The organism is Parvularcula marina (genome assembly GCF_003399445.1).
Classification (GTDB): Bacteria; Pseudomonadota; Alphaproteobacteria; order Caulobacterales; family Parvularculaceae; genus Parvularcula; species Parvularcula marina.
This window is the reverse complement of record NZ_QUQO01000001.1, coordinates 1716586-1739749: the sequence shown is the minus strand read 5'-3', so window position 1 is coordinate 1739749 and position 23164 is coordinate 1716586. Positions and strand designations below refer to the sequence as shown.

General features: G+C 59.9%; 24 protein-coding genes and 2 tRNA genes. 19 read left to right on the top strand and 7 right to left on the bottom strand.

What is annotated here, in order from left to right:
- Positions 1–35: 35 nt before the first annotated feature.
- Positions 36–545 (bottom strand): prolyl-tRNA synthetase associated domain-containing protein, encoded by a 510-nt coding sequence (locus DX908_RS08295; RefSeq protein WP_116391887.1) that lies wholly within the window; start codon positions 543–545, stop codon positions 36–38.
- A gap of 109 nt (positions 546–654) precedes the next feature.
- On the opposite strand from DX908_RS08295, the gene DX908_RS08290 reads away from it, so the two are divergent.
- From DX908_RS08290 to DX908_RS08250, 9 genes are all read left to right on the top strand, one after another.
- Positions 655–729 (top strand) — tRNA-Gly (locus DX908_RS08290).
- Positions 730–896: 167 nt separating this feature from the next.
- Positions 897–1355 carry a (2Fe-2S)-binding protein gene (locus tag DX908_RS08285; protein ID WP_116391886.1) on the top strand — a complete coding sequence of 153 codons (459 nt, stop codon included), beginning with the start codon at positions 897–899 and terminating at the stop codon, positions 1353–1355.
- Between the two features lie 3 nt (positions 1356–1358).
- Complete coding sequence (locus DX908_RS08280) at positions 1359–3602, top strand: xanthine dehydrogenase family protein molybdopterin-binding subunit (protein ID WP_116391885.1); 2244 nt, start codon at positions 1359–1361, stop codon at positions 3600–3602.
- 11 nt (positions 3603–3613) lie between these two features.
- Positions 3614–4222 carry a hypothetical protein gene (locus tag DX908_RS08275; protein WP_116391884.1) on the top strand — a complete coding sequence of 203 codons (609 nt, stop codon included), beginning with the start codon at positions 3614–3616 and terminating at the stop codon, positions 4220–4222.
- A gap of 3 nt (positions 4223–4225) precedes the next feature.
- Positions 4226–4531 (top strand): hypothetical protein, encoded by a 306-nt coding sequence (locus tag DX908_RS08270; protein WP_116391883.1) that lies wholly within the window; start codon positions 4226–4228, stop codon positions 4529–4531.
- Between the two features lie 13 nt (positions 4532–4544).
- On the top strand, positions 4545–5495 hold the full coding sequence (locus DX908_RS08265) for an XdhC family protein (protein ID WP_116391882.1): 951 nt from the start codon (positions 4545–4547) through the stop codon (positions 5493–5495).
- On the top strand, positions 5492–6073 hold the full coding sequence (locus DX908_RS08260; RefSeq protein ID WP_116391881.1) for a nucleotidyltransferase family protein: 582 nt from the start codon (positions 5492–5494) through the stop codon (positions 6071–6073). The genes DX908_RS08265 and DX908_RS08260 overlap by 4 nt, the downstream gene beginning before the upstream one ends.
- A gap of 78 nt (positions 6074–6151) precedes the next feature.
- On the top strand, positions 6152–7336 hold the full coding sequence (locus DX908_RS08255; protein WP_116391880.1) for a helix-turn-helix domain-containing protein: 1185 nt from the start codon (positions 6152–6154) through the stop codon (positions 7334–7336).
- Between the two features lie 101 nt (positions 7337–7437).
- Complete coding sequence (locus tag DX908_RS08250; protein ID WP_116391879.1) at positions 7438–8145, top strand: DUF4386 domain-containing protein; 708 nt, start codon at positions 7438–7440, stop codon at positions 8143–8145.
- Positions 8146–8388: 243 nt separating this feature from the next.
- Here DX908_RS08250 and DX908_RS08245 read toward each other — a convergent pair.
- A tRNA-Ser gene (locus tag DX908_RS08245) sits at positions 8389–8478 on the bottom strand.
- Between the two features lie 143 nt (positions 8479–8621).
- On the opposite strand from DX908_RS08245, the gene DX908_RS08240 reads away from it, so the two are divergent.
- A complete protein-coding gene (locus tag DX908_RS08240) occupies positions 8622–8864 on the top strand; it encodes a hypothetical protein (protein WP_158548605.1) in 243 nt (80 codons plus the stop codon).
- A 19-nt stretch (positions 8865–8883) separates the two neighbouring features.
- On the opposite strand, the gene DX908_RS08235 is transcribed toward DX908_RS08240, so the two are convergent.
- Positions 8884–10581, bottom strand: a complete 1698-nt coding sequence (locus DX908_RS08235; protein WP_116391877.1) for an AMP-binding protein — start codon at positions 10579–10581, stop codon at positions 8884–8886.
- Between the two features lie 144 nt (positions 10582–10725).
- Between DX908_RS08235 and DX908_RS08230 the strand changes: the two genes are divergently transcribed.
- Positions 10726–11892, top strand: a complete 1167-nt coding sequence (locus DX908_RS08230; RefSeq protein ID WP_158548603.1) for a divergent polysaccharide deacetylase family protein — start codon at positions 10726–10728, stop codon at positions 11890–11892.
- Positions 11889–12404: an RNA pyrophosphohydrolase gene (locus DX908_RS08225; RefSeq protein WP_116391875.1), complete on the top strand. Its 516-nt coding sequence runs from the start codon at positions 11889–11891 to the stop codon at positions 12402–12404. Before DX908_RS08230 ends, DX908_RS08225 begins: the two co-directional genes overlap by 4 nt.
- 56 nt (positions 12405–12460) lie before the next feature.
- On the opposite strand, the gene DX908_RS08220 is transcribed toward DX908_RS08225, so the two are convergent.
- Positions 12461–14125 carry an aq_1923 C-terminal domain gene (locus tag DX908_RS08220; protein WP_116391874.1) on the bottom strand — a complete coding sequence of 555 codons (1665 nt, stop codon included), beginning with the start codon at positions 14123–14125 and terminating at the stop codon, positions 12461–12463.
- Positions 14126–14143: 18 nt separating this feature from the next.
- Positions 14144–14821, bottom strand: a complete 678-nt coding sequence (locus DX908_RS08215; RefSeq protein ID WP_116391873.1) for a hypothetical protein — start codon at positions 14819–14821, stop codon at positions 14144–14146.
- Between the two features lie 47 nt (positions 14822–14868).
- Between DX908_RS08215 and lptM the strand changes: the two genes are divergently transcribed.
- The 4 genes from lptM to DX908_RS08195 are packed head-to-tail and all read left to right on the top strand — an operon-like array spanning position 14869 to position 17669.
- Positions 14869–14994, top strand: a complete 126-nt coding sequence (gene lptM / locus DX908_RS08210) for an LPS translocon maturation chaperone LptM (protein ID WP_147303757.1) — start codon at positions 14869–14871, stop codon at positions 14992–14994.
- 18 nt (positions 14995–15012) lie between these two features.
- Positions 15013–16272 carry a diaminopimelate decarboxylase gene (gene lysA, locus DX908_RS08205; RefSeq protein ID WP_116391871.1) on the top strand — a complete coding sequence of 420 codons (1260 nt, stop codon included), beginning with the start codon at positions 15013–15015 and terminating at the stop codon, positions 16270–16272.
- Between the two features lie 8 nt (positions 16273–16280).
- Entirely contained in the window at positions 16281–17273 is a 993-nt protein-coding gene (locus tag DX908_RS08200; RefSeq protein ID WP_116391870.1) for a carbon-nitrogen hydrolase family protein, read from the top strand.
- A gap of 3 nt (positions 17274–17276) precedes the next feature.
- Positions 17277–17669, top strand: coding sequence for a hypothetical protein (locus DX908_RS08195; protein WP_116391869.1), 393 nt, complete (start codon positions 17277–17279; stop codon positions 17667–17669).
- A gap of 12 nt (positions 17670–17681) precedes the next feature.
- Here DX908_RS08195 and DX908_RS08190 read toward each other — a convergent pair whose 3' ends face one another.
- Both DX908_RS08190 and DX908_RS08185 read right to left on the bottom strand, forming a co-directional pair.
- Positions 17682–18449, bottom strand: coding sequence for a hypothetical protein (locus DX908_RS08190; protein ID WP_116391868.1), 768 nt, complete (start codon positions 18447–18449; stop codon positions 17682–17684).
- 3 nt (positions 18450–18452) lie between these two features.
- Positions 18453–19487, bottom strand: coding sequence for a hypothetical protein (locus DX908_RS08185; protein ID WP_116391867.1), 1035 nt, complete (start codon positions 19485–19487; stop codon positions 18453–18455).
- Between the two features lie 190 nt (positions 19488–19677).
- On the opposite strand from DX908_RS08185, the gene DX908_RS08180 reads away from it, so the two are divergent.
- The 3 genes from DX908_RS08180 to DX908_RS08170 all read left to right on the top strand — a co-directional run bounded on the left by DX908_RS08180 (position 19678) and on the right by DX908_RS08170 (position 23112).
- On the top strand, positions 19678–21873 hold the full coding sequence (locus DX908_RS08180; protein ID WP_116391866.1) for a sodium-translocating pyrophosphatase: 2196 nt from the start codon (positions 19678–19680) through the stop codon (positions 21871–21873).
- 87 nt (positions 21874–21960) lie between these two features.
- The gene (locus DX908_RS08175; RefSeq protein ID WP_116391865.1) at positions 21961–22680 is read left to right on the top strand and encodes a DUF4386 domain-containing protein; all 720 of its coding nucleotides are present in this window, start codon (positions 21961–21963) and stop codon (positions 22678–22680) included.
- A 120-nt stretch (positions 22681–22800) separates the two neighbouring features.
- Positions 22801–23112: a hypothetical protein gene (locus tag DX908_RS08170; protein WP_116391864.1), complete on the top strand. Its 312-nt coding sequence runs from the start codon at positions 22801–22803 to the stop codon at positions 23110–23112.
- Positions 23113–23164: the final 52 nt, after the last annotated feature.

Here is a 23164-nt window from a genome sequence, read left to right as displayed (position 1 = left end):
CTAGATGGCCGTCCCGGCGGGATCGGGCAAGTGGGTCAGGCGCCGTTCTCTGGTGCGGCAACATCGATCAGGACCGGCGCACCGTGATGGTCTGTGATGAAGGCGATTATGGCTTCGGGCGGTACCCCGACAGAGGCGGTATTGCGCAAGGGATGGCACCAGATCGCGGCCTCTTTCATCAGCGGCGCATCAAGGACGACGCGGGCGATCTTTCGGCCGGTGTCATTGATCAGGGCGAGCGGGGTGAGGGAGCCCGGGCGCACGCCAAGCGTCTCCACCATTGTCTCTTCCCCGGCAAAGCTGAACCGCCTTGTGCCTAGCGTCGTTGAGAGTGCCTTCAGGTCAGCGCGAATTTCCCCGCGCGCGCAGATCAGGGTCAGGTCGCCGCCTTTTCCTTCGACGAGCAGGCTCTTTGAATGGCCGGGCGGAAGCTCGACCTTGATGCGCTTTGCGTCGGCGACAGTCGGGGTCGCAGGGTGCTCGCGCTGCTCAATCGCGAACCCATGGGACGAAAACCAGCGGTGAAGATCATCTTCTGAGGGCATGACGCAGGCGGACTGCCTCAGAACGGTAACTGAATCAATTTTTCTGCTTGCATCAGTTCTCGCCGTAGTCTTTAAGGCGAGCTCGCCGCCGCTTTTAAAGCGGCAATGAGCGGGCGTAGCTCAGGGGTAGAGCATCACCTTGCCAAGGTGAGGGTCGTGCGTTCGAATCGCATCGCCCGCTCCATTTTTCCGGGATAGTCATATCCGTTATGCAGACAGAACCTGTCTGCATGCCTCCCGTAAACACGCGATTCAGCCTATCTGACAGACTGGTTTTGTCCTGTTGCACACACGCGTTAGGACACCTCTGTGGTTCCGCGTTCGCGTCAGCGGCGCGAGGGAGAGCGAGCGATGAAACTCACCGTCAATGGCGAGACCCATGAGGTCGATGTCGAAGAGGACATGCCGCTCCTCTGGGTCCTGCGGGACGAGCTGGGCATCACCGGCCCCAAATATGGCTGCGGACTGGCGCGATGTGGATCGTGTACGGTGCATATTGACGGGCTCGCCGTCCGTTCCTGTTCGATCCGCGCAGGCCAGGTGAATGGCGATGTGACCACAATCGAAGCGCTCGGTGCGCCCGACGCCCTGCACGCGGTGCAGGAGGCATGGATTGAAACGCAGGTCGCGCAATGCGGATATTGCCAGTCGGGGCAGATCATGTCGGCCGCCGCCTTCCTGACGATCAATCCGGACCCGTCAGATGAGGAAATCGACCACGCCATGTCGGCCAATCTTTGCCGCTGCGGCACCTATCCGAGGATCCGCAAGGCGGTTCGTCTGGCCGCCGCTAAGCTGAAGGAGGCCTGAGTCATGGCGCTAGTTGTAGATATAGCCCGGCGGACGTTCCTTGTCGGCTCCCTTGCTGTCAGCGGCGGGGTTGTTTTCGGCATCTATAAATATAAAAGCCCGATGAATAATCCGCTTGAGGATGATCTGGGAGAAGGGGAGGCGGCGCTCACCCCTTACGTCCGGCTTGATGCGGCGGGCGTCACGCTGATCACGCCGCGCACCGATCTGGGGCAAGGCGCCTATTCGATCCAGGCGGCAATGATCGCAGAGGAGCTCGATATCGGGCTGGATCAGGTGCGGGTCGATCCCGGCCCGCCCGATGCGATCTATTATAACACCGCGCTAGCGCGGGAGGCGGCGCCCTTTCGCGCGACCGATGACAGCTTTGCCGCAGAGACCGTCCGCAGCACGCTGGACGCCGTCATGAAGTTCGTCGGCATGCAGATCACGGGCGGTTCAACCACCGTGCCTGACGGTTTTGTCAAATTACGTATCGCCGGGGCTGTGGCGCGTGAGACGCTCAAAGCTGCGGCTGCCAAAAAGGCGCGGGTGCCGGTGCGTGAACTGAAAACCGCACGGGGTGCCGTTGAGCTGCCGGACGGCACGACGATCGGCTATGGCGAGCTGGCTGAAGAGGCGACAAAGATCCGCCCAGTGACAAATGTCAAGCTGCGCGATCCTTCTCAATGGCGCCTTCTGGGCAAGCCGATGCGCCGTCATGACATTGTCGCCAAATCGACCGGCACGCAGGATTATGGCATCGACCAGCAGATCGATGGCATGCTCTATGCGGCGATCCGGATCAATCCGCATCAGGGCGCAGGCGTGAAAAGTCATGATGCGAGTGCCGCAGAGAAGATGCGCGGCGTACTGAAGGTGCTACCTGTCACGGGCGGTTTCGGCGTGATCGCTGACAATACGTGGCGGGCGATCAAGGCCGCAGAAGCCATCGAGGTCGAATGGGGAGAGGCGGCCTATCCTGCCGAAATGGACGGACATTGGGCGATGCTCGCTGCCTCTTTTAATAAGGACCACCTCGACAAGCTGGCGCGGGACGATGGCGATGTCGAAAAGGCGCTGGACGCGGCGGAAACAGTTCATGAGGCGGAGTATCGTGCGCCCTATCTTGCGCATGCGCCGATGGAGCCGATCAATGCGACGGTGCTGGTCGGTGAGGATGGGGTCGATGTCTGGACGGCGACTCAGATCCCCCGCTTTGTTGAGCAGAATGTCGCCCGCATCGCCGGTGTCGATGTCAAAAAAGTCCGTGTGCATGTCCTGATGGCAGGGGGCAGCTTCGGTCACCGTCTGGAAGACGAAGTCGTCAAGCAGGCAGCTGAACTGGCCGTTCAGATGAAAGGCACGCCGATCAAGCTTACCTATTCGCGCGAAGAAGACATGATCCATGACTTCCCGCGCCAGATCGCCATGGGCCGGATGCGCGGCGCGGTGAAAGACGGCCATGTCGACGCCTATGACCTCGGCATTGCCATGCCTTCGGTGATTTCCTCCCAGATGGGGCGGCAGGGTTTTTCCGTGCCCGGACCTGATAGTGTTATCACGTCCGGCGCATGGGACCAGCCTTACAGCATCCCGAATTATCGGATGTCCGGCTACAGAGCACCTGAGCTGGCGCCGGTGAGCTCATGGCGTTCAGTCGGCGCCTCGACCAATGGCTTCTTTCATGACTGTTTCCTCGATGAGCTGATCCATGAGGCCGGCGCCGATCCCTTGGAGGAACGTCTGCGTCTGATGTGGCATGAGCCCTCGCGCAAAACACTCGAAGCCGTCGGTGAAATGTCAGGCTGGGGCAGTCCGATGGAAGCGGGGCGCGGGCGCGGGGTCGCCTTCTGTCTTTCCTTCGGCACGCCCGTCGCGGAAGTCGTCGAGGTGACCGATACCGGCCACGGCATCCGCATCGACAAGGTCTATGTTGCCGCCGAAGTCGGCCGCGTTGTCGATCCGGTTAATTTTGAAAATCTCGTGCAGGGCGGCGTCATCTGGGCGCTGGGCCATGCGATGAATTGCGAGATCACCTATTCAGGCGGCCGGGCGCAGCAGACCAATTTCCACCAGCACGAGGGCATGCGACTTTATCAGTGTCCAGAGATCATCGTGCGCGGCCTTGAGAATGGCGAGCATGTTCGCGGCATCGGGGAGCCGCCCGTGCCGCCTGCCGCCCCGGCGCTGGCCAACGCGATTTTTGCGGCCACCGGCAAACGGATCCGCGAAATGCCGTTCAACAAGCATATCAGCTTTGTATAAGGAGGAATGAGATGAAACGATTGATCGCTCTTGCCTTGTTCCTTCTTGTCAGCCCCGCAATAGCACAGGAAGAGGCGTCGCCGTCCCGTGAGGCAGGGCTTGCCGAATGGAACAAGGTCTATGAAGTCCTGTCCCATCCGCGTTGTGCCAATTGCCATGTCGGGGCGGATAATCGGCCGCGCTGGTCCGGGCCGAGCTATGGTTTGGCGCCGGGCGAGTGGCAGTATCACGGCATGAACATCACTGGCGGAGATGACCGGATCGGTCTGATGACCCTGCCCTGCATGACCTGTCACCAGACGGAGAATTCAGACCTCCCGCACGGCCCGCCGGGCGCGCATGTCTGGGCGCTCGCGCCGGTCGAGATGGAATGGTTCGGCAAAGACAGCGCAGCGATCTGTGAACAGATCAAGGATCCCGACCGTAATGGCGGCCGAACGCTTGCCGAAGTGGCCGATCACATTTCGCATGACGAGCTTGTCCTTTGGGGATGGGCGCCGGGGCCGGGCCGTGAACCGGCGCCGGGCTCTGCGGACCTGACGGCAGCAGCGGTTCTGGCGTGGGAAGAGACGGGTGCGCCTTGTCCCGGGGATATGACGCCTGCAGAGGAAGGGGAGTAGATCATGGGTGCTTTGCCATTATATCTTGCAACGCTCTCGGGCCTGATCCTCGCGCTGCTTTTCAGCGCCAGCCCTATAGGGGTGTTCCTGTTTGTCTGCTTCGCAGGGCTTGGTCATGTGCTGGCCGACCTGATGCCGGCCCGCAGTGAGCGGGTTTACTGGTACGGCCTTGGTACGCTCGTTCTTTTCATTGTCGTCAACATGCTGGGGCTCGGCCTGCATCGTTTCTTGATGATTGCGCCAGTTATTTTCATGATCGGGCATTTCATCAGTAGAGTGACGAGCCGTATCATGCATCGCGCAGCCTGACGAGGGCAATCCATTGCGGTTTTCACCCCGGCATTACACCGACTCGGCCGATATTCTCGGCTTTCTCCTTGCGGCAGCGGCACGGGGTGAAGGGACGGCCCTTGTTTTGATCACCAACATCACCGGCGGCGGCATCCGGCCACCTGGCGCGATGATGGCGATTGCAGGCGATGGCCGGGTCTCGGGCTATGTCTCGAATGGCTGCGTTGATGCAGATGTTGTCTTTCAGGCCCGTGAAGCTATTGCCGAGGATAAGCCACGTACCCTGATTTATGGCGAGGGGTCGACCTTCCGCGACGTGAGCCTGCCCTGCGGTGGACGGCTTGAGCTATTGGTCTTGCCCAATCCAGATTTGCAAGTAATCCAGGCGATTTGTACCCGGCTTATAAAGCGATCTGCGGTCACGCTTGAAGCGGGTATTGATGGATTGGCGATCGCTGAAGCGGGTGCTCGCGCTGCGGATTGGGATGGGACACGACTGGCCGTGAAGCTGAAGCCGCGCCTCAGACTGCGCATTGCCGGGCGGGGCACGGAGCCTCTCGCGTTCGCGAGGCTCGCCTCTGTGTGCGGGTATGATGTGCATCTGCAATCGCCGGATGAGGAGAGCCTTGGACTGGCAAAAGGGATGGGCCTTGCGACGGATCATCTGATGGCGCCGGATACTCCGCCGCAGGGCCGCGATGATCCGTGGACAGCCTTTGTGCTTATGTTCCATGAGCATGAGTGGGAGCGGGCCTTGCTGCTCGAGGCGATGGCGGGGCCGGCCTTTTACATCGGCGCGCTGGGCAGCCGTCGGACGCATGAACGACGCTGCGCTGCTCTGCGCGAGACAGGCGTGATGGAGGAGCATATTGCGCGAATCCATGCGCCGATCGGGCTTGTCGCCAAGGCGCGGGACGCTCAGGCGCTCGCGATCTCGGCGCTCGCCGAAGTAACGGCAGCCTGGCAGGCCGTGGACGAATGAACCCGGCGGTGATCGCGGTCCTGATCCTTGCCAGTGGGCAAAGCCGCCGGTTTGGAGAAGGGAACAAGCTGCTCGCGCCTTTCCGGGGGCAACCGCTTGGCGCGCATGTGCTGGCGGCAACGAAGGGCTTCCCAAGCCGCTATGCTGTCGTGCCGACCGCGGAGTCCCCGCTCATCGATCTTTATACGGAAGCAGGCGTTCAGATTGTGCCCAACCCGAACCCTGAAGAGGGACAGGGGGCGTCCTTGGCGCTAGGCATCTCCGAGATTAAGCGAGGGGATGCAAAAGCCGCGCTTATCGTCCTTGCCGATATGCCATTCATTATACCACGTGATCTTAAGGCCGTGTGTGCCGCCGTAGGTGCCGCAGATGTCGTCGCGAGCGAACGGGAAGGCCGCTTGATGCCGCCGGTTCTGTTCAGCCGCGCGCATTTCGAAGCTCTCTCTAGGCTGAGAGGCGAGGTGGGCGGTCGAGACTATCTTCGGCAACACAAAGACATTCGCCGCGTTCCCCTGCGCGATGAAGCCGCAATAGATATTGATACGGAAGAAAGTCTGCATCGATATGATCAGGCGTGATGAAGCCGGTCTTCGGCTTGCGCAATTCCTGCATGGATAGCGATTGCCCTCGGCGGCAATTTTTCCGAGAACGGGCCCATGTCCGACACGTTCTCGACAATCGCCTACGCCGTCGCATCCGGATCAATCGGCTTTGCGTTCGCTATGGCGATGGCCAATCGGGGCCAGCGCGGCGATCGGGTCTTATATTTCCGTGTCGTGCTGATTGCGCTGCTTGCGCATGTGCTTGGCCAGTTGCTTGTGCTGTCCGGCGCTTACCGCATCGCGCCGCATCTTGTGGGGGCTGATCTGTCGGTCAAGGCAGCCTTGGGCCCGGCCGTCTTCTTCTATACGCGGGCCCTAATCTCATCTGAAAAGCGGTCCTTTGGCGGGCTCGACTGGATCGCGCTGCTCGGTCCTCTGCTCGTCATTCTCATCAGCCTGCCCTTCGCGACGCTGAGTGCGGAGGAAAAGCTCGCGCTCGCTGATCCGGCGACGCGAAATCCTGCGCATTACCGGATCGCGCTGTTCACCTGCACCGGATCTCTCGTCATTTTTCTTGCAACGACAGCCGTCTATCTTGCCGCTGCCCTGCATCTACAGATGCGCCACCGGCGACAGATGATGGAGCAGTTTGCGAATATCGAGCGCAAGTCGCTCGACTGGCTCCGCAACATCCTTTTCGTCTTTGCGGGCGCCTGGCTGTTCTTTGCCGTCAAGCAGGCCTTCTGGCTGTCCGGCGTTTCAATCCCGGCCTTTAATGTCACGCTGGCCTTCAGCGAGTCTCTGGCAATCGCGGCTTTTGCGTTTCTCGGATTGCATCAGCCGGCGCTGCCGCTTGGGCGGACGGGCAAAGCCGAGGAGCCCGCCCGGCGTCCGATCCTCTCAGAAGAGCGGCTAAGCAAAACCGCTGGCAAGCTTAGGGCTGCGCTCAACAAGGACAGTCTCTATGCCGACAAGGGTCTGTCGCTTCGCAAGCTCTCAGACGTCACGGGCATCACGAAGAACCACATTTCCGAAACGCTCTCCCAGCAGCTGGGCGTCAATTTCTTTGACTTCGTGAACAGCCGCCGGGCTGAGGAGGCCAAGAGGCTGCTCGCCGAAACCGAGCTCACAATCCTCGAGGTTGGCCTCGAAGTCGGGTTCAATTCGCGCTCGACCTTTAACGCCGCATTCAAAAAGCATGTCGGCTCGCCGCCGAGCGCCTATCGCGAAAGTGCCCGGAATGCGGGGCTACACGCTGCGGCGAAGCCCGAAAAATCTGCCCTGAGAGCGTCCGAATAGCCCCATCCGGACGACAGGCGGTCAGGCCTTCTCCATCTGCAAAAGGGTCACCGGCAGTTGCGCCGGTCTGGATCACTTTTGCTGAGGGGAGCTTTCTTACCATGTCCACAATGCCGTTCAACGATGTCGCCGCCCGCCGAATGGCCCGGCTCGCGGGGCTATCCTATGTCCTTTACAGTGCTGCGGGGATCTACATCACCTTCGGGCCGATCCCGTCGCTCAGTGCGCTAGGTGATGAGAATGCCTCGCCGCTGCTTGCGCTCATGTTCCGCACGGGATTTCTGGCCGAAGTGGTGCTCTACACCTTCGTCTGCGTCTCCGCCGCGGCAATGTATATGGTGCTGAAATCGGTGGGTCAGGGGCCGGCGCTGGTTGCGGCGTTCTGCCGGCTGATCGAAGGCGCGATGGGCGCGACCTTCATCATCTTCAAATATGCCGTGTTCATCACGGTGGTGAATCCGGAACTGACCCCCGGCTTCTCTGATGATCAGCGCGCGTCCCTCGTCTCGCTCCTGCGCGATGTCTATGGCTCGGCGATCTATTTCCTGCTCATCCCAATGGCGGTCGGCGGGGTCCTCTTTTTCTCGCTGTTCTTCCGGTCACGGTTCATTCCGCGCTGGCTCTCGGCCTGGGGGATTTTTACCTATCTGGTGATCGGGTCGGTCGCCGCGACGGTCATTCTCTATCCGGCGCTTGAAGAAAAGATCATGCTCTTCTTCCTGCCGGGTGCGCTCTTTGAATGGGTCGCCGCGTTCTGGCTGCTCTTTGCGGGGATCAACACAAAGCACTGGATGGCGAGGAGCTCTTGAACCTGACTTTCTGCACCGATGACCAAAAGCGAGGGGCGGCGAATAAGGCCGCCCTCGTGGTTCGCTTGGTTAGGTTCAATTCGACGTGAAGGCACCACGCGCTCAAGTAGCCGAAGGCGGTAGCGCGAAATAGAGAGTCTGGCTCGCCAAGCCGTAGCGGCGAAAGTCCGCCTGCTCTTCCTGCGAAGCTCCGGCGTGACAGCCTTGCAGCTCATTTCGCTAGGCTCAATTCGCCGCGAAGGCTGGCGGACAGAGAGGGATTCGAACCCTCGAGACGGTTACCCGCCTACACGCGTTCCAGGCGTGCGCCTTCGACCACTCGGCCACCTGTCCTTCAAGAAGAGCCCCTTTGCCCAGACTGATCGGGAATTTCAAGGCTTTCCGCGCCTATTCCCGCGCCCATCATTGCCGTCGGCACGTCCCTCGCATAATGTCGGGGGAGGTTAGTATTGAGGGCGGGCGCGATCATGGCGGTCTTGCGGATTTTTGCTTGGATTCTGGTGGCTTTGGCGCTGATGCTGCTGGGCTATGACGCGGTGTCGACGCTGGATGAGGGCATTCCCGTCATCACGACGACCGCCGAATTCATGAATATTGCGGGGCTTGAGCTGTCCGTGCCTGAAGGCGGGGTCGGCAAATTCTTCCTCGACCTGCCGCTGTGGACGCTGATCGGCGTGCCGGGCGTGATCCTGACGTTGGTGTTCCGGCCGGTGAACTAAGGCCCGGATTGGCCGCCGATTATTCGGCGGCCGCTTTTTCCGCTTCGGCCGTGGCGATCAGATCCTCGGCCATGGCATTCAGCCTGACATAATCGACCTTGCCGGTCCCGAGGACCGGGATGTCCGGCACATGCAGGACCCGTTTGGGCACGGCGAGTTCCGGCACGCCGTGATTGCGTGCCCAGTCTTTGAGCGTTTCGGGCTTCGGTGAGGGTTCTTCGGTCAGAAGGACGATCTGCTCGCCTTTCTTGTCATCGGGCAGGATGACGGCAGCATGGAGGCTGTCCGGCCAGACGACCCCGGCGCAGTTCTCGACCACGGCCAGGCTGACCATCTCGCCAGAGATCTTGGCAAAGCGTTTCTGCCGCCCACGGATCGACATATAGCCGCCGCCATCGATATGAACGATGTCGCCCGTGTCGTGCCAGCCTTCATCAGGGGCGAGCAGCTCACCGGGATGGTCCGGGTCAAGATAGCCGAGCATGACGTTCGGGCCCCGGACAAAAAGCCGTCCGCCTTCGGACAGGCCCTCAACAGCATCGACGCGGGATTCAACGCCGGGCAGGAGCTTGCCGACCGTGCCCGGACGGATATCGCCCGGCTGGTTGACCGCGATAACCGGCGCGCATTCGGTGGCGCCATAGCCCTCAAGCACGTTGAAGCCGAATTTCTTGCGGGCAAGCGCGCGGGTTTCATCGCGTACCTTTTCTGCGCCGCATACGGCATAACGAAGGGTTGAAAGCGCGCCATCCTTGGCGTTTTTCAAATAGCGCTGAAGGAAGGTGTCGGTCGCAAAGAGGATCGTTGCCCCATAGCGCCGGATGACTTCCGGGATAATCTTCACATGCAGCGGTGAGGGGTAAGGGATGCAGGTCAGCCCATCAATCAGCGGATAGAACTGCCCTCCCGTCAGGCCATAGGAGTGGAAGATCGGCAGCGGGTTGATGAATATGTCGGTGTCTTCAAGAATGACGTGATTGCGCACCTGCTCGACATTGGCGACGAGGTTCTGGTGCGAGAGAACAACGCCCTTGGGTTTTCCTTCCGTACCCGATGTAAAGAGGATGACGGCAGGCGCATCGGGGGAATTCGGGCGGCGCATGAAGGAGGGGAATTTCTCCCCCAGCGCGGCACGCAGCTTGTCGATGGCGGTCAGGTTTTCCTTGATGTCCTCAAGATAGGCGATCTCGCATTTCTTCTTGATCGCCTCGACGAGGTCATCATAGCCGCCGACCTCAACGAATTTCCGTGAGGTGAGAACGAGCTTCACTTCCGCCGTCTCAAGACCAGAGAGGATCGCCGATTCGCCAGCCGTGAAATTGATCATGGTCGGCACGCGGCCGTCGATATGAAGGGCGAGGATGGTGATCACGCCCGCGGGGCTCGTCGGCATCAGGACGCCGACATTCTCGCCGCGCTTGGTGCGTTTGCGCAGGGCGTTGCCGAGCGCGAAAGCGCCGCGCGCGACATCCTTATAGGTTGTCTCTTTGCCTTCCGGATCGATGAAGGCGACCTTGCTGCCGCCGACACGCGCCTTGGTCTCCAGCACCTTGCCGATGACGGTCGCGCGCGATTGCGACCAGATTTTCTTGCGGGTCCGGCGCGCCTCGTCCTTCAGGCGGCCTTCGGCGGTCGCCCGTTCCTTTTCCTCAGCCGCCTGGGCGAGTTCTTCAGGGGTCGGGGCGGCTTTTTTCGCCGGGGCGTTGTCATTCACCATTTTTTCCTCCCGGCCGCTCACAATCCGGCTGCCAGCCTTCTTTCATGCATCGAAACCGTCTAGGAGGCACGACCTTATCTCATGTTCAACGACACTCGGGCCCCGGGGGCAAGGGTGCATGTGCGATGGAGTCCGGACAAGCGCATGCGAAAGAAGAGAAATTTCGGCCTTTCCCGCCTGAAAATGGCGTGGCTGGGGCTGGGGGTGGTCCTGCTTGCGGGCGCAGTATTTGTCTGGCTGTCGCCGGAACCGGTCGATGAACCCGATCTGGTCGTTGATTTGCCGTTAGAGCCTGAGCGCTATGCGGGCGCGCCGCAGGGTGTTGAGCCGGGACAGCCTGTTGTCATGGTCGAGGATGAAGGGGCCGCTACCGGGCCCAAGGTCATCACTGTGCCGGACGATATTGAGGCGGGCCCGACGGGCGTCACCCGGACCAGCGAGCTGATCACGACCGAGGAAGAGCAGCCCGATGGCACGCTGCGGATCACCATTCCAGAAACCAGTGGAGAGGCGGCTGCAGCTGCGCGGCGCAAGATGGCGACCACAGCGCTACCCGCACTGGTCGGCTCGAGCGAATATGGATTAGCGCCGAAAATCGGTTCTGACGGGCTGACGCCTTTCAACGCATATCGGCGGCCAAACGTGTCGGGCCGCGATCCGCAGGTGGCGGTCATGCTCAGCGGGCTGGGGCTTAATGCCGAGCTGACTGAGCAGGCGATCAACCGTCTGCCCCCGGAAGTTGCGCTCAGTTTTGCACCCTATTCCAAAGACGTCACGGCACTGATGGAAAAGGCGATGGCGGCAGGGCATGAGGTCGCCATCGAGCTGCCCATGGAAGAGCCGGGCGTCAGTGCTGAAGCGCTGGGGCCAGCGGGCCTGACGATTGCGCGGCGGGGCGAGGCGAATGGCAAGCGGCTTGGCTGGCTGCTCGCGCGGGCGCCGGCCTATCCGCTGGCGACGAATTATCTGGGCACGTCTTTTGGTAAAGATGAGGCCGCGATCAGTGAAGTCATGTCCGTCCTCAAATCAAGAGGGCTTGGTTATATTGATGACACTGGGCTCGGCGCGCAGGCCGCGATCGAGCAAGGTGTTCCTTATGGCCGGGTCAATGTAATCGTGCCGCGCGGCAGCGGCCTTGCCGAGCAGGGGCTCTCCCAGCTCAAAGCCTCGGCGAGCAGTGGAAGGCCTGTGCTCGCCCGGCTCTATATTTCAGCCGATGCCATTCGCGCCATTGAGACGTGGGCGGATGGCCTTGAAAAAGAGGGCTTTGACCTTGTTCCCGCTTCTGCGGTAGCTAATGGACCGTCATGAAAGAACTACCCGACCTTGATCAGTACCGTCCCAATGTCGGGATATGTTTGTTGAACCGCAAAGGCGAAGTCTGGCTGGGCAAGCGCGTTGCCTCCAGCGCCGTCCAGCGCGCCTATAAATATCGCTGGCAGATGCCGCAGGGCGGCGTTGATCCCGGCGAGTCGATTGAAGATGCGGCTGTCCGCGAGCTGCAGGAAGAAAGCGGCGTCAGCTCGACGCGTCTTCTGGTCACGACGCCGGGCTGGCTCGTTTATGACTTTCCTTCCGACTACAAAGCAAAGAAGCGCGACCGCTGGCGCGGGCAAAAACAGAAATGGGCGCTCATGCTGTTCGAAGGTGATGATGACGAGGTGAACCTCGATTCTCATCAGCCGGCGGAGTTCTGTGAGTGGCGCTGGGCGCCGCTAGAGGAGGTTCCTGACCTCGTCGTGCCGTTCAAGCGGGATGTCTACAAATCGCTTGTGCGGGCCTTCTCGCCGCTTGCGGATTATATCGCTTCCGGCAATCGCTAACCCATAAAAAAAGCCCCCGCCAAAGCGGGGGCTTAATCATTTGATCTCGGTCAGGATCAGTCTTGCTTGACCGTGACGTTGAGCGTGTCGAGCACGGCGCCCGGATTGGACTGGCCAGAGGCGGCCAGCGAACCGATCGTCACGGGCTGTGACGGGGCGACGCTGATGGTCAGTGTGCCGCCTTCGCTGACGAAGCTCGAAAGCGCGGTCGCATATTCTGGAACGCGCGGAGAGAATTGCGCGCCCTGCATGGCGCCAAGCGACATGAGACCAACAGCTTGCTGACGAAGGCCGGCAGGATCCTGCTCGGTAAGTGCGCCTGCAATGGCGAAGACAGTGTCGAGGAGTTTCTCATCCTTGAGCTTCAGCGTCATGCCGTCGATGGCTGCGTTCATCACGGCGCCTTGTTTGGCGCCTTCATCTTCAGCGCCAACGATCGTGTCGTAGTCGAAATCCGACATCGCAAAGTTCAGGCTGAGGCCATAGAAACCCTTGGCTTCGCCATCCATGTCGAGCTTGATGCCGCCCGAACGCGGGTCAAACGAATATTCAAGTTCGCTTTCGCCGTTGACCTTGTCGAGACCATTGTCCTTGAGGACTTTGGTGATCGCCGGGTTCTCGTCACCGACATAAGCCGTCATGTCAGCTTTGGAGCCTTTCGACACGATACGGATCTTTTTCGGCATGAAGTGGTGGAAGTCGATCGGATCAACAACCGTGCTTTCAACCGACGCGGCTTTCTTGCCGTTGATCGAGACTTCCTGATCGAGGAATTTCATGCCGCCGATTTTGATGAGGTTCGTCTCGCTGACCGGCGGGGTCTCGCCGTTCTGGATGAACGGAATGAGGTTGGTGAAAGTCAGGCCGTCCCAGCTCATCATGCCGATCTTGCCGGACTGGTGGGCCGGGAAAATCATGTTCTTGAGAAGCGGAATGTCGGTGAGCATGCCAGCTTGCGGGCCCATCCCGGCCAGCTGTTCCTGGATCATCTCGTCCGACTGTTTGATGTCGTATGAGAGGTCAGCTGCCATCAGGCCGCCAAAGACGCCGTTCTTGTAGCCAGCAACGCGGAAGTCAGGGGTCGCAAATTTGACGCCGTCACCTTCGCCCGAGAAAGGCACGTTCATCGACATGTCTTTCAGCGAAAGACCGCCGAATTCGACACTGTCCGGACCCATATCGCCGCCAGGCGTGCCCATCATCTTGATCGTGTCGATTTCGAGTGCGCCGATCGAGATATTGCCGACGGTCGGCTCTGAGCCGTCCCAGCCTTCTTCAACCGGGAAGGTCGATTTGACGTCGAACATGCGGACCTTGCGGAACAGCTCGGTCATGTCGGTGAAGCCAGCGCCAGAGCCCATACCGGCTAGCGCTTCCTGGTTCAGGCCGTAAATTTCGACCCGGCCGATCGATGTCTCGCCGCCATCGTCAGATGCAGGGCGAAGATTGGTGATGACGGCTGCGCCGAGGTCTCCGTCGAAATCTGCACTATCGTAGCTAAGTGCGCCTCCCATCCCGTCGAGCAGAGCCGCGATGTCATAAGGCTCAGCATTCGACAGTTTGAATGGTTTATCGAGCGGGGAGTCAGACTTCATCGTCATCGACTTGCCGTCGACTTCGATTTTGGCATCATCCTTGGCGTCATCTTTGTCGCCGCCGCATGCGACGAGAGCGAAACTTGCGGTGGCGCCAAGCAGAAGCGCCTTCAAACTATTTGTCATGGGTATCTCTCCATAGCCTCAAGGGACACGCCGAATCATTAACCATGAACTGGTTGCGACGCACAGTGCAGGTGCGAAGAAAAATACAATATCCGGTAAAAGTGTGTCCTGAAGGGCGCGAATTAGGTCCTGTGCAGGCTGTTTTGACCAGTCGACGCCGCTGGCGCGGGCGATTTCGCGGTTGTTTCGATAGAAAATCACAATGTGTCGTGGCGACCCGGAAAGGTGCTCGCGATGGGCGCCGCCGAAATGATTGACCCCGATGACGCCCATCGGCAGTGCCGCTTCCCATCTTTGGCCCGCTGAACGCGGAATCTGGCGGGCGATAACGGGGGTGAAGACAGAATTGCTACCCAGCCCCGCGATGAAAGCTTGTGCCGCGGTCTCGCAATGTGTGGTGCAGTCGGCGGGCCAGAAATAGACCGCGATGGCGCCCGGCAGACCCTCGGGTGCGCCGAGGACGTCATAAGTTTCTGCCTCCTCTCCGGGAGCCAGAAAGGCGGCAAGACCGTCCTCATTCGCCGTCAACCTGACGCCGGGCATGCGCGCGGCCAGCTCCTCAAGGCCCGGCGGGCCGGTCCGGGGTTTCTGGGAGGCGGCGAAAACCACAAAGAGGATGAAGCCGGCCCCGATCAGGGCCATGAGCTTGATCAGGCGGCCGAGCGGGGCAGTTCGCGGAGCATGCGGGTCGGTCATGACGGCTCTACTTGACGGCCCCCGGCGAGCGGCGCAATCGGTCGATCATGTCCCGGATTATCTTCGCCCTGCTCATCCTCGTCTCCGCCTTTTCGCTGAGTGCCTGCGGGCGCAAGGCGCCGCTCGACACACCGCCGCCTCCTGGCAATCAGGATCAGTCCTTCACGCGGTAGCAGACCGGGGCCACTCTGATGGATCATTTCACCTATCGTGATGGCGTTCTTCATGCGGAGGATGTGCCGCTTCCCCTTATCGCTGATGAGGTGGGCACGCCGTTCTACGTCTATGCCGCGGCCACCTTGCGCCGCCATTACCGGGTTTTTGCCGAAGGCTTTGCGGGGTCAGGTGCGTTGGTCGCTTTTGCGGTCAAGGCGCTGTCGAATATCGCCGTCCTCTCGTTGCTGGGAAAAGAAGGCGCGGGCGCGGATATCGTATCGGGCGGAGAGCTCTTCCGTGCCCTGAAAGCCGGCATTCCGGCGGATCGGATCGTCTTTTCAGGTGTTGGCAAGACGCGCGCCGAGATGAAGGCGGCGCTCGAAGCCGGCATCCTGCAGTTCAATGTCGAGAGTGAGGCGGAGCTTCGCCAACTCGCCGGTGTGGCAGAGGAGATGGACGTTGCAGCTCCGCTGGCCCTGCGCGTTAATCCGGATGTCGATGCCGGGACAGACACGCGCATCTCGACGGGGCGTAAGAACGACAAGTTCGGTATCCCTTGGGATGAGGCTGTCCGTCTTTATACGGAAGCTGCGGCCCACCCCTCGCTCGCGCCGCGCGGGATTGCGATGCATATCGGCTCGCAGATCACCTCGCTGATGCCGTTCGAGAAGGCTGCAGGACGAGGCCGTGACCTTGTGACGGCGTTGCGCGGGAAGGGCTGTGAAGTAGCTTCCCTCGATCTGGGCGGCGGTCTTGGCATCCCCTACCGGCAGGATGGCGAAGTGCCGCCGCTGCCCTCTGATTATGCCGCGATCATTCGCCGCCTGACAGACGATCTGGGGGTGCAGGTGATCATGGAGCCCGGCCGGCTGATCGCCGGGAATGCGGGTCTCTTCGTCACAGAGGTCTTGCTCCAGAAAGATCAGGACGGAACGCAATATGTCATCGTCGATGGCGGCATGAACGATCTGATGCGCCCGGCGCTTTATGGCTCTCACCATGACGTGCAGGAAGTTGCGCAATCGGATGCGGAGCCAAAATCCTGCCATATTGCCGGGCCAGTCTGTGAGTCGACGGACGTTTTCCTGCGCGATGCCGCGTTGCGTGACCCAAAGGAAGGCGCGTTGCTCGCGTTCCGTGGTGCAGGTGCCTATGGCGCGACGCAGAGTTCGCAATACAACACTCGGCCACTGGCCCCGGAAGTGCTCGTCGATGGAGAGCGGTTTGCCATTATCCGTAAACGTCCCAGCTATGAGGACATGCTGTCCGGAGAGGCTGTGCCGTCCTGGCTTTGAGGTGTCGCATGGCGCTTGAAATCATCCGCCCGTCTGATCAGGGCACGATCCGGGAAAAAGGCAGGCTGACCGTTGCGCTGGCGCAGATTGCGCCGGTCTGGCTTGATCGTGATGCAACCCTGGAGAAAGTCGCAGCTTGCGCCGGGCAGGCCGCCAGTGAAGGCGCGCAGCTTGTCTGTTTCGGAGAATCCCTCGTGCCGGGCTACCCTTTCTGGGTCGAGCGGACCGATGGCGCCCAGTTCGAAAGTGACGTCCAGAAAGAGTGGTATGCGCATTATCTCGATCATGGTGTCGAGATCGAAAGCGGGCATCTTGAGCCGCTCTGCGCCATGGCGCGTGACGCGAAAATGGCGGTCTATCTTGGGGTGATGGAGCGGGCAGCCGATCGCGGCGGCCATACGCTTTACGCCAGCCTTGTCTATATCGGCGAGGATGGAGAGATTAAATCAGTGCACCGCAAGTTGATGCCAACCTATGAGGAACGGCTTGTCTGGGGCGCTGGCGATGGGAATGGGTTGCGCGTCCACAAGCTTGGCGCTTTCACCGCAGGTGGTCTTAATTGCTGGGAGAACTGGCTGCCGCTCGCACGGGCCAGTCTTTATGCGCAAGGCGAGGACCTGCACGTCGCCGTATGGCCGGGTGGTCTTCATAATACGGAGCAACTGACGCCGATGATCGCGCGGGAAGGGCGGGGATATGCTCTTTCTGTCTCTGGTCTGATGTCAGGCGCGGATGTGCCGCAACTCAACCTGCCGGATATCGGCAAGCTCAATGATGCAGGCCAACTTGCGAATGGCGCAAGCTGCATTGCGGATCCTGACGGCAATTGGGTCATTCCGCCGGTGCTCGATAAGGAGGCTCTGCTTGTTGCGGATCTCGATCACGCCCATGTCCGGCGGGCGCATCTGACGCTGGATGTGGTGGGGCATTATTCGCGTCCGGATGTTTTTGACCTTCACGTCAACAGACGACGGCAATCGACCGTCACCTTCAAGGAATAGGCCATGGCGCTCCTGCTCTATTTCGTCTTTGTGGCTGTCGCGATCGGCGGGGTGGCCCTGCTGCTCAACCGGCTCGGCAAAGGCCGCGAAGCTGAATTCTCCATTGAGGAAGCGCGGGCGCATTTTCTGAAAGCCCATCCGGGTGAAACGCCCGAAGAAGAGCGCGTCTTCAAGGGCGGCGTCCTGCTTGGTCTTGGCGCTCACCGCGTTGCGATTATCCGTCCGATGGGAATGTTCCCGCTGGTCCGGATCCTTGCGCGGAGTGAAGTCTCGGCCGTTGAGGCGCTGCCCGGTTCCTTGCGGATCCGCACGAAAGATTTCGCTGACCCCCAGATCAAACTGGGTACGGATAATGCAGCCGTCCTGCGAGCATGGCTGGAAGAGCGGCTAGGTTGATATGGCCGCCGCTTATCTCTGACGCATCAGAAAGCCGTATTCGGCAGAAGCATTCATATTGACCATCGTGCTGTTCGATTCCTGAAACGAGCTGATGCGAATACTGGTGATCGCACAATTCCCTGCGCGACGCTTGATCTGAGTGCATTCACTGACCGCCTTGCGATAGAATTGCAGGCGTTTTTTGTGGGCATACTGACGGGGCGAAGTCACCATGCCGTCGGTCATGTTCACCTGAACTTCGTTGAATGACCAGGCAGTCGTTGCATCAAGTTCGCCGAACGCGGCTTTTTGCGTGAATTTCAGAACGGCGGAGATGTCGACGATATCGCGCTTGTACTTGCCAGTGGCGCGGACGACCTGACAGCTCGACGCCATTGTCTGTAGCAGTCGCTCGCATTCTTCCTGTGCGTAGAAAACTGCACGGGATTCAGCGAATACCCCTTCGAACCCATCCTCGGGACGGCTCTCTCCGTCCTGAAGAAGCTGTTTGACCGGCACCTGTGCGGAGAAGGTCACGTTGCGATAGGCGTCGATGTCGTCCTGTTTGACAGTCGCCATATAGGCGGACGACATGATCTTGCGGTTATGATCCATCGTGTTGTTGGAGACGATGATCCCCTGATCTGCCAGCGGATCTTTTTGCCGGTCACCGCCATTCATCGCATAGGTCATGCCTTGCACGTGATTGAAGACATTCAGCTGGGTCGCAAGAAACACACCGAAACAGCAAAGGCCGATCAGCTTGGTAATCATGGAAATGGGACTGTTGTCGAACATGGGTCAGTTTCCCCTTGCAACGAGATTTGAAAGACTGCCGCCCGCGGCTTCAGTGGCGGTTTGACGGACCAGTGCTTCGCTCTGGCTACTGAATGTCTTTTGGGACGCGGCCATGACGAAATCCGACGGAGACAGAAGGACAGCGCTGCCCAAGAGCGGCAGGTAAGGTGCGCGAGCGTCCTCGCTGGCCGGCATCGGGCCAATCAGCGCGTTGCTGAGATGGAGGCCCTCAACAGCGCTATAAAAACCAAGGTCGAAAGTCTCGCGCATCCAGCGGTCAAAGTCGCGGGCGCGTTTCCTGTTCTCAGCGAGGAGATCCTGGCCGTAGGAGGACTCCTTCACATTGCGGACAAAGGACCAGTGCTCTTTTGGCATCCGCGCAGGCTTGATGCCGCAGCGGGCAAGGCTCCTGCCATAAAGGGAGTGAACCTCTGTGCCTTCCGGCAGATGCGCAAAGCCGAGCATCCCCGGGGTCAGTGCGACGATCTGGCGGATCTGTGTGCCTTCAGCAGGCTGGAAGGACCAGATGAGGTCGCCCTGACTGATCAGGATAAGAAAGACGGGTTTTTCGCGCTCGGTCACGACGACATTCGTGATGGGCATCGTCCGGCCGGCTTTGAAGCGGGCATAGGCGGGCATGTCGCCTTCGCGCTGGACATAGGCGCTGACCATCCGCTCGGCGGCGTCATTCATGGCTTGGTTGGTGATGTAATGGATCGGGGCCTGCTGCTCACTGCCACCGACATGGACAATGTAAAGAGCGTCCGTCTCTTCGGGGCGCGGGATCTGACAGCCGGAACTTGCAAGTTCAGTGAGACTTACCGGCAAGTCCTCGTCATCTGTTCGGAAATAGCCGCTGAGCGCGGACTGGACATAATAATGCGTCCCTTCGGAATCGCGCATCACATCTTCGTGATATTCATATCCCCGCAGCTCTCGGTGATAGTTTTCTGCCGCTGCGCGCGTAGGCGTCGGCTCTTCTTCAGGTCCGCATCCCAAAAGAGCCAGTGTAGCCGCAATAATAATGAGGTGGCGCATACACCTCTCCCAGAGTTCCCCAAGCGCCGCCCTAAAACAGAATGTTTAAGGTGAGGTTCAGGACTCCAAATGCGGGAAGGGCTGACAATGCAATTGATTCTGACGCCAACCGCTGACAGTTTCATTGGTTGAAAAACGTCCAGCGGTTCTCGCAAGGGCGAAATAACCAATTGGAGAGGGGATAACACCCATGACACTGACCCTAATGCTCGTCATCGCGGCGGGCCTCCTGGCGGTGGCCTATGGCTTCATCACCGCGCAGTCCGTGATGAAGGCACCGGCCGGCACAGATCGGATGCAGGAGATCGCCAAAGCCATTCAGGAAGGCGCGCAAGCCTATCTGAACAAGCAATACACAACGATCACCATTGTTGGTGTCGTGGTATTTGCACTTCTCTTCATTTTCTTCCGTGACTGGGCGCCGCCCGTTGGCTTCCTTTTCGGCGCGGTTCTTTCCGGCGCGGCAGGCTATATCGGCATGCTGGTCTCGGTCCGGGCCAATGTGCGCACGACCGAAGCCTCGCGCTCCGGCCTCGCCAAGGGTCTCGACATCGCGTTCAAGTCGGGCGCGGTCACAGGCATGCTGGTCGCCGGCCTCGCGCTGCTCGGCCTCGCTGTCTATTTCGCGGTCCTCACTTCCGTGACTGAGCATGTCGATGACCGCCGTGTTGTCGAGGGGCTGATCGCCCTGTCGCTCGGTGCATCGCTGATCTCTGTCTTTGCCCGTCTGGGCGGCGGCATCTTCACCAAGGGTGCGGATGTCGGCGGTGACCTCGTCGGTAAGGTCGAAGCAGGTATCCCGGAGGATGATCCCCGGAACGCTGCCACCATCGCGGACAATGTGGGCGACAATGTCGGCGACTGTGCCGGCATGGCAGCTGACCTGTTCGAGACCTATGTCGTGACCATCGCGGCGACCATGGTTCTGGGCGCGATCCTCTTTGCGCCGACGGAAATTCAGATCCTCTCGGGCGGTGACGGTGTCTTCGACAATGTCCGCACCTTTATGCTCTATCCGCTGACGATCGGCGCAAGCTGCATCGTGACGTCGATCATCGGCACCTATTTCGTGAAGCTCTCCAAGGGCTCCACCAATGTAATGGGCGCGCTCTACAAGGGCCTGATCGCAACCGGTGGCCTGTCGATCATCGCGTTGGCTGTTGTGACCGGCCTGATGCTCGGCTTTGACGAGGTCTTCTCGACACGTGATGGTGCGACGACCTTTACCGGTCTAAGCCTCTTTTACTGCGGCATTGCTGGTCTCGTCGTCACGGGCGCGATTGTGTGGGTCACGGAATATTACACCGGCACGGGCTTCCGTCCGGTGAAATCCGTCGCCAAGGCCTCTGAAAGCGGCCACGGCACAAACGTGATCCAGGGCCTTGCCGTTTCCATGGAAGCAACGGCCCTGCCGGCGCTGATCATCATGGTGGGGATCGCCTTCACCTTTGGTGTGGCCGGTCTTTACGGGATCGCAACGGCGGTCACGACCATGCTGGCTCTTGCCGGGATGATCGTCGCACTCGACGCCTTCGGTCCGGTGACGGACAATGCGGGCGGCATTGCGGAGATGTCCGAACTCGACAGCTCTGTGCGTGAGACAACGGATGCGCTCGATGCGGTCGGCAACACGACTAAGGCTGTGACCAAAGGCTATGCGATTGGCTCTGCGGGCCTCGGCGCGTTGGTGCTGTTCGCGGCCTATGCGAAGGATCTCGAATTCTTCGTTGAGAATTCGGACAAGTTCGAGTTCTTCGAGGGCGTGACGGTCAGCTTCGATCTGTCGAACCCGTATGTCATCATCGGCCTATTTGCAGGCGGGCTTCTGCCCTTCCTCTTCGGCTCCCTTGCCATGCAGGCCGTTGGCCGCGCGGCAGGCGCCATCGTTGAGGAAGTGCGCCGCCAGTTCAAAGAGAAACCGGGCATCATGCAGGGCACGGAGCGTCCTGACTATGCGCGGGCCGTGAACCTGCTGACGGGCGCGGCGATCAAGGAAATGATCGTGCCGTCACTGCTGCCAATCCTTGGGCCGATTGTTCTTTATGTTCTGATCGGACTTGCTGTTGCTGGTTTCGCGCCTGATGGCGCGGCAGCCGGTAAGGATGCTGCACTGTCAGCTCTCGGTGCGATGCTGATGGGGACGATCATCACCGGCCTCTTCGTGGCGCTTTCCATGACCGCGGGTGGCGGCGCATGGGACAACGCCAAGAAATACATCGAAGATGGCAATCATGGTGGCAAGGGCTCAGAAGCCCACAAAGCGGCCGTGACGGGCGACACCGTCGGCGATCCGTATAAGGACACAGCTGGTCCTGCGGTGAACCCGATGATCAAGATCACCAATATCGTGGCACTCTTGATGCTCGCCTTCTTTGCTCACGGTTGACACCGGCGAGGTCTGATTATCTAGTAAAGGGCGGCTTTCGGGCCGCCCTTTTTCTTTGGGCAATAGAGGAATGGGGAGAGGGCAAGAATGGACAAATCCACACTGACGGCATCGCAAGCGCAAGGACTCGCTCGGCTCACGGGCTTTTTCTACCTACTGATTTTCGGTTTTGCGATTTTTGCCAATATGTTCGCGATCGGCGGTCTGGTTGTCGACGGAGACCCCGCGGCCACGACCGCCAATCTGATGGAAAATCTGGGGCAGTTTCGGCTTGGCGCAGCGGCATTTGTCATCGTGCTGATCGCCGATGTGATCATCTCATGGTCGCTATACTATTTGCTGATCCCTGCCGGACGAAAACTGTCACTCCTCTCGGCGCTATTTCGGCTGGTCTATACGGTCATGTTCGCAGCTGTTGCGCTCGAATTCGTCCATATCCTGAAGATCGTTGAGGCAGGGGATGCGCTCTCGCCCGTCAACGCGCAGGCCGAGATCTATCTGGCACTTAAATCTTATGGTTCGGGGTTCGCCGTTTCACTTGTATTCTTTGGCATCCATATCTTCCTGCTCGGGCTCTTGCTGGTCAGGGCGGCCTATCTGCCGGCCCTCCTCGGCATCCTGCTTTTCCTGGCCGGTGCCGGATACATTGTGGATGGGATGGGAACTCTTCTGTTTGCGGATTATGGTCCATTTGCAAAGATCATCAGTATGATGGTGATCCTGCCCGCTCTGGTCGGGGAGGGCGCGCTCACCCTTTGGTTGCTGATCCGCGGGCTCAATCCGAAGAAGTGGCCTGAAGTGAGCTGATTTCAGCGGTGTCAGAGCCACTTCTGGCTGCTGGAAAATAGCTGGACGGGATAACCTAGATCAGCTTTCTTAACCCTTACGGGGGCGAAACGCGTACCGAACTAGAGGGGTAACGAACAGATGGAACAAATTCTCGACTGGATTCAGGCACATCCTGAACTCGTCACCAACGGGGTGGCTGGGGCCATTCTCGGGCCGATCCTGTCCAAACTGCTGCGTGGCGGTCTGACGACAGGGACGCTGGGCGGCCTTCTCGGGGGTCTTGCTGGCGGCTTTGGCGCCGACCAGGCGGGTCTCAATGAGGTTCTGGCTTCTGGCGATGATGCCAATATGCTGATGACCTATCTGCAGAACATCGTCGAAGGCGCCATTGGCGGCGGTATTCTCGGCGGCGGCGGCGGTGTTGTCGCCAAGCAGATGACCAAGAAATAAAACAAAAAACGGCCCCGAAAGGGGCCGTTTTCACATTGGGCATTCTAAAAGC

Coding starts and splice junctions, on each gene's coding strand:
- DX908_RS08175 (WP_116391865.1), top strand. CDS start 21,961: ATGGACAAATCCACACTGACGGCATCGCAAGCGCAAGGACTCGCTCGG.
- DX908_RS08215 (WP_116391873.1), bottom strand. CDS start 14,821: ATGACCGACCCGCATGCTCCGCGAACTGCCCCGCTCGGCCGCCTGATC.
- DX908_RS08185 (WP_116391867.1), bottom strand. CDS start 19,487: ATGCGCCACCTCATTATTATTGCGGCTACACTGGCTCTTTTGGGATGC.
- DX908_RS08230 (WP_158548603.1), top strand. CDS start 10,726: ATGCGAAAGAAGAGAAATTTCGGCCTTTCCCGCCTGAAAATGGCGTGG.
- DX908_RS08275 (WP_116391884.1), top strand. CDS start 3,614: ATGAAACGATTGATCGCTCTTGCCTTGTTCCTTCTTGTCAGCCCCGCA.
- DX908_RS08190 (WP_116391868.1), bottom strand. CDS start 18,449: ATGTTCGACAACAGTCCCATTTCCATGATTACCAAGCTGATCGGCCTT.
- DX908_RS08235 (WP_116391877.1), bottom strand. CDS start 10,581: ATGGTGAATGACAACGCCCCGGCGAAAAAAGCCGCCCCGACCCCTGAA.
- DX908_RS08270 (WP_116391883.1), top strand. CDS start 4,226: ATGGGTGCTTTGCCATTATATCTTGCAACGCTCTCGGGCCTGATCCTC.
- DX908_RS08200 (WP_116391870.1), top strand. CDS start 16,281: ATGGCGCTTGAAATCATCCGCCCGTCTGATCAGGGCACGATCCGGGAA.
- DX908_RS08260 (WP_116391881.1), top strand. CDS start 5,492: ATGAACCCGGCGGTGATCGCGGTCCTGATCCTTGCCAGTGGGCAAAGC.
- DX908_RS08180 (WP_116391866.1), top strand. CDS start 19,678: ATGACACTGACCCTAATGCTCGTCATCGCGGCGGGCCTCCTGGCGGTG.
- lptM (WP_147303757.1), top strand. CDS start 14,869: ATGTCCCGGATTATCTTCGCCCTGCTCATCCTCGTCTCCGCCTTTTCG.
- lysA (WP_116391871.1), top strand. CDS start 15,013: ATGGATCATTTCACCTATCGTGATGGCGTTCTTCATGCGGAGGATGTG.
- DX908_RS08195 (WP_116391869.1), top strand. CDS start 17,277: ATGGCGCTCCTGCTCTATTTCGTCTTTGTGGCTGTCGCGATCGGCGGG.
- DX908_RS08295 (WP_116391887.1), bottom strand. CDS start 545: ATGCCCTCAGAAGATGATCTTCACCGCTGGTTTTCGTCCCATGGGTTC.
- DX908_RS08225 (WP_116391875.1), top strand. CDS start 11,889: ATGAAAGAACTACCCGACCTTGATCAGTACCGTCCCAATGTCGGGATA.
- DX908_RS08280 (WP_116391885.1), top strand. CDS start 1,359: ATGGCGCTAGTTGTAGATATAGCCCGGCGGACGTTCCTTGTCGGCTCC.
- DX908_RS08250 (WP_116391879.1), top strand. CDS start 7,438: ATGTCCACAATGCCGTTCAACGATGTCGCCGCCCGCCGAATGGCCCGG.
- DX908_RS08285 (WP_116391886.1), top strand. CDS start 897: ATGAAACTCACCGTCAATGGCGAGACCCATGAGGTCGATGTCGAAGAG.
- DX908_RS08170 (WP_116391864.1), top strand. CDS start 22,801: ATGGAACAAATTCTCGACTGGATTCAGGCACATCCTGAACTCGTCACC.
- DX908_RS08220 (WP_116391874.1), bottom strand. CDS start 14,125: ATGACAAATAGTTTGAAGGCGCTTCTGCTTGGCGCCACCGCAAGTTTC.
- DX908_RS08255 (WP_116391880.1), top strand. CDS start 6,152: ATGTCCGACACGTTCTCGACAATCGCCTACGCCGTCGCATCCGGATCA.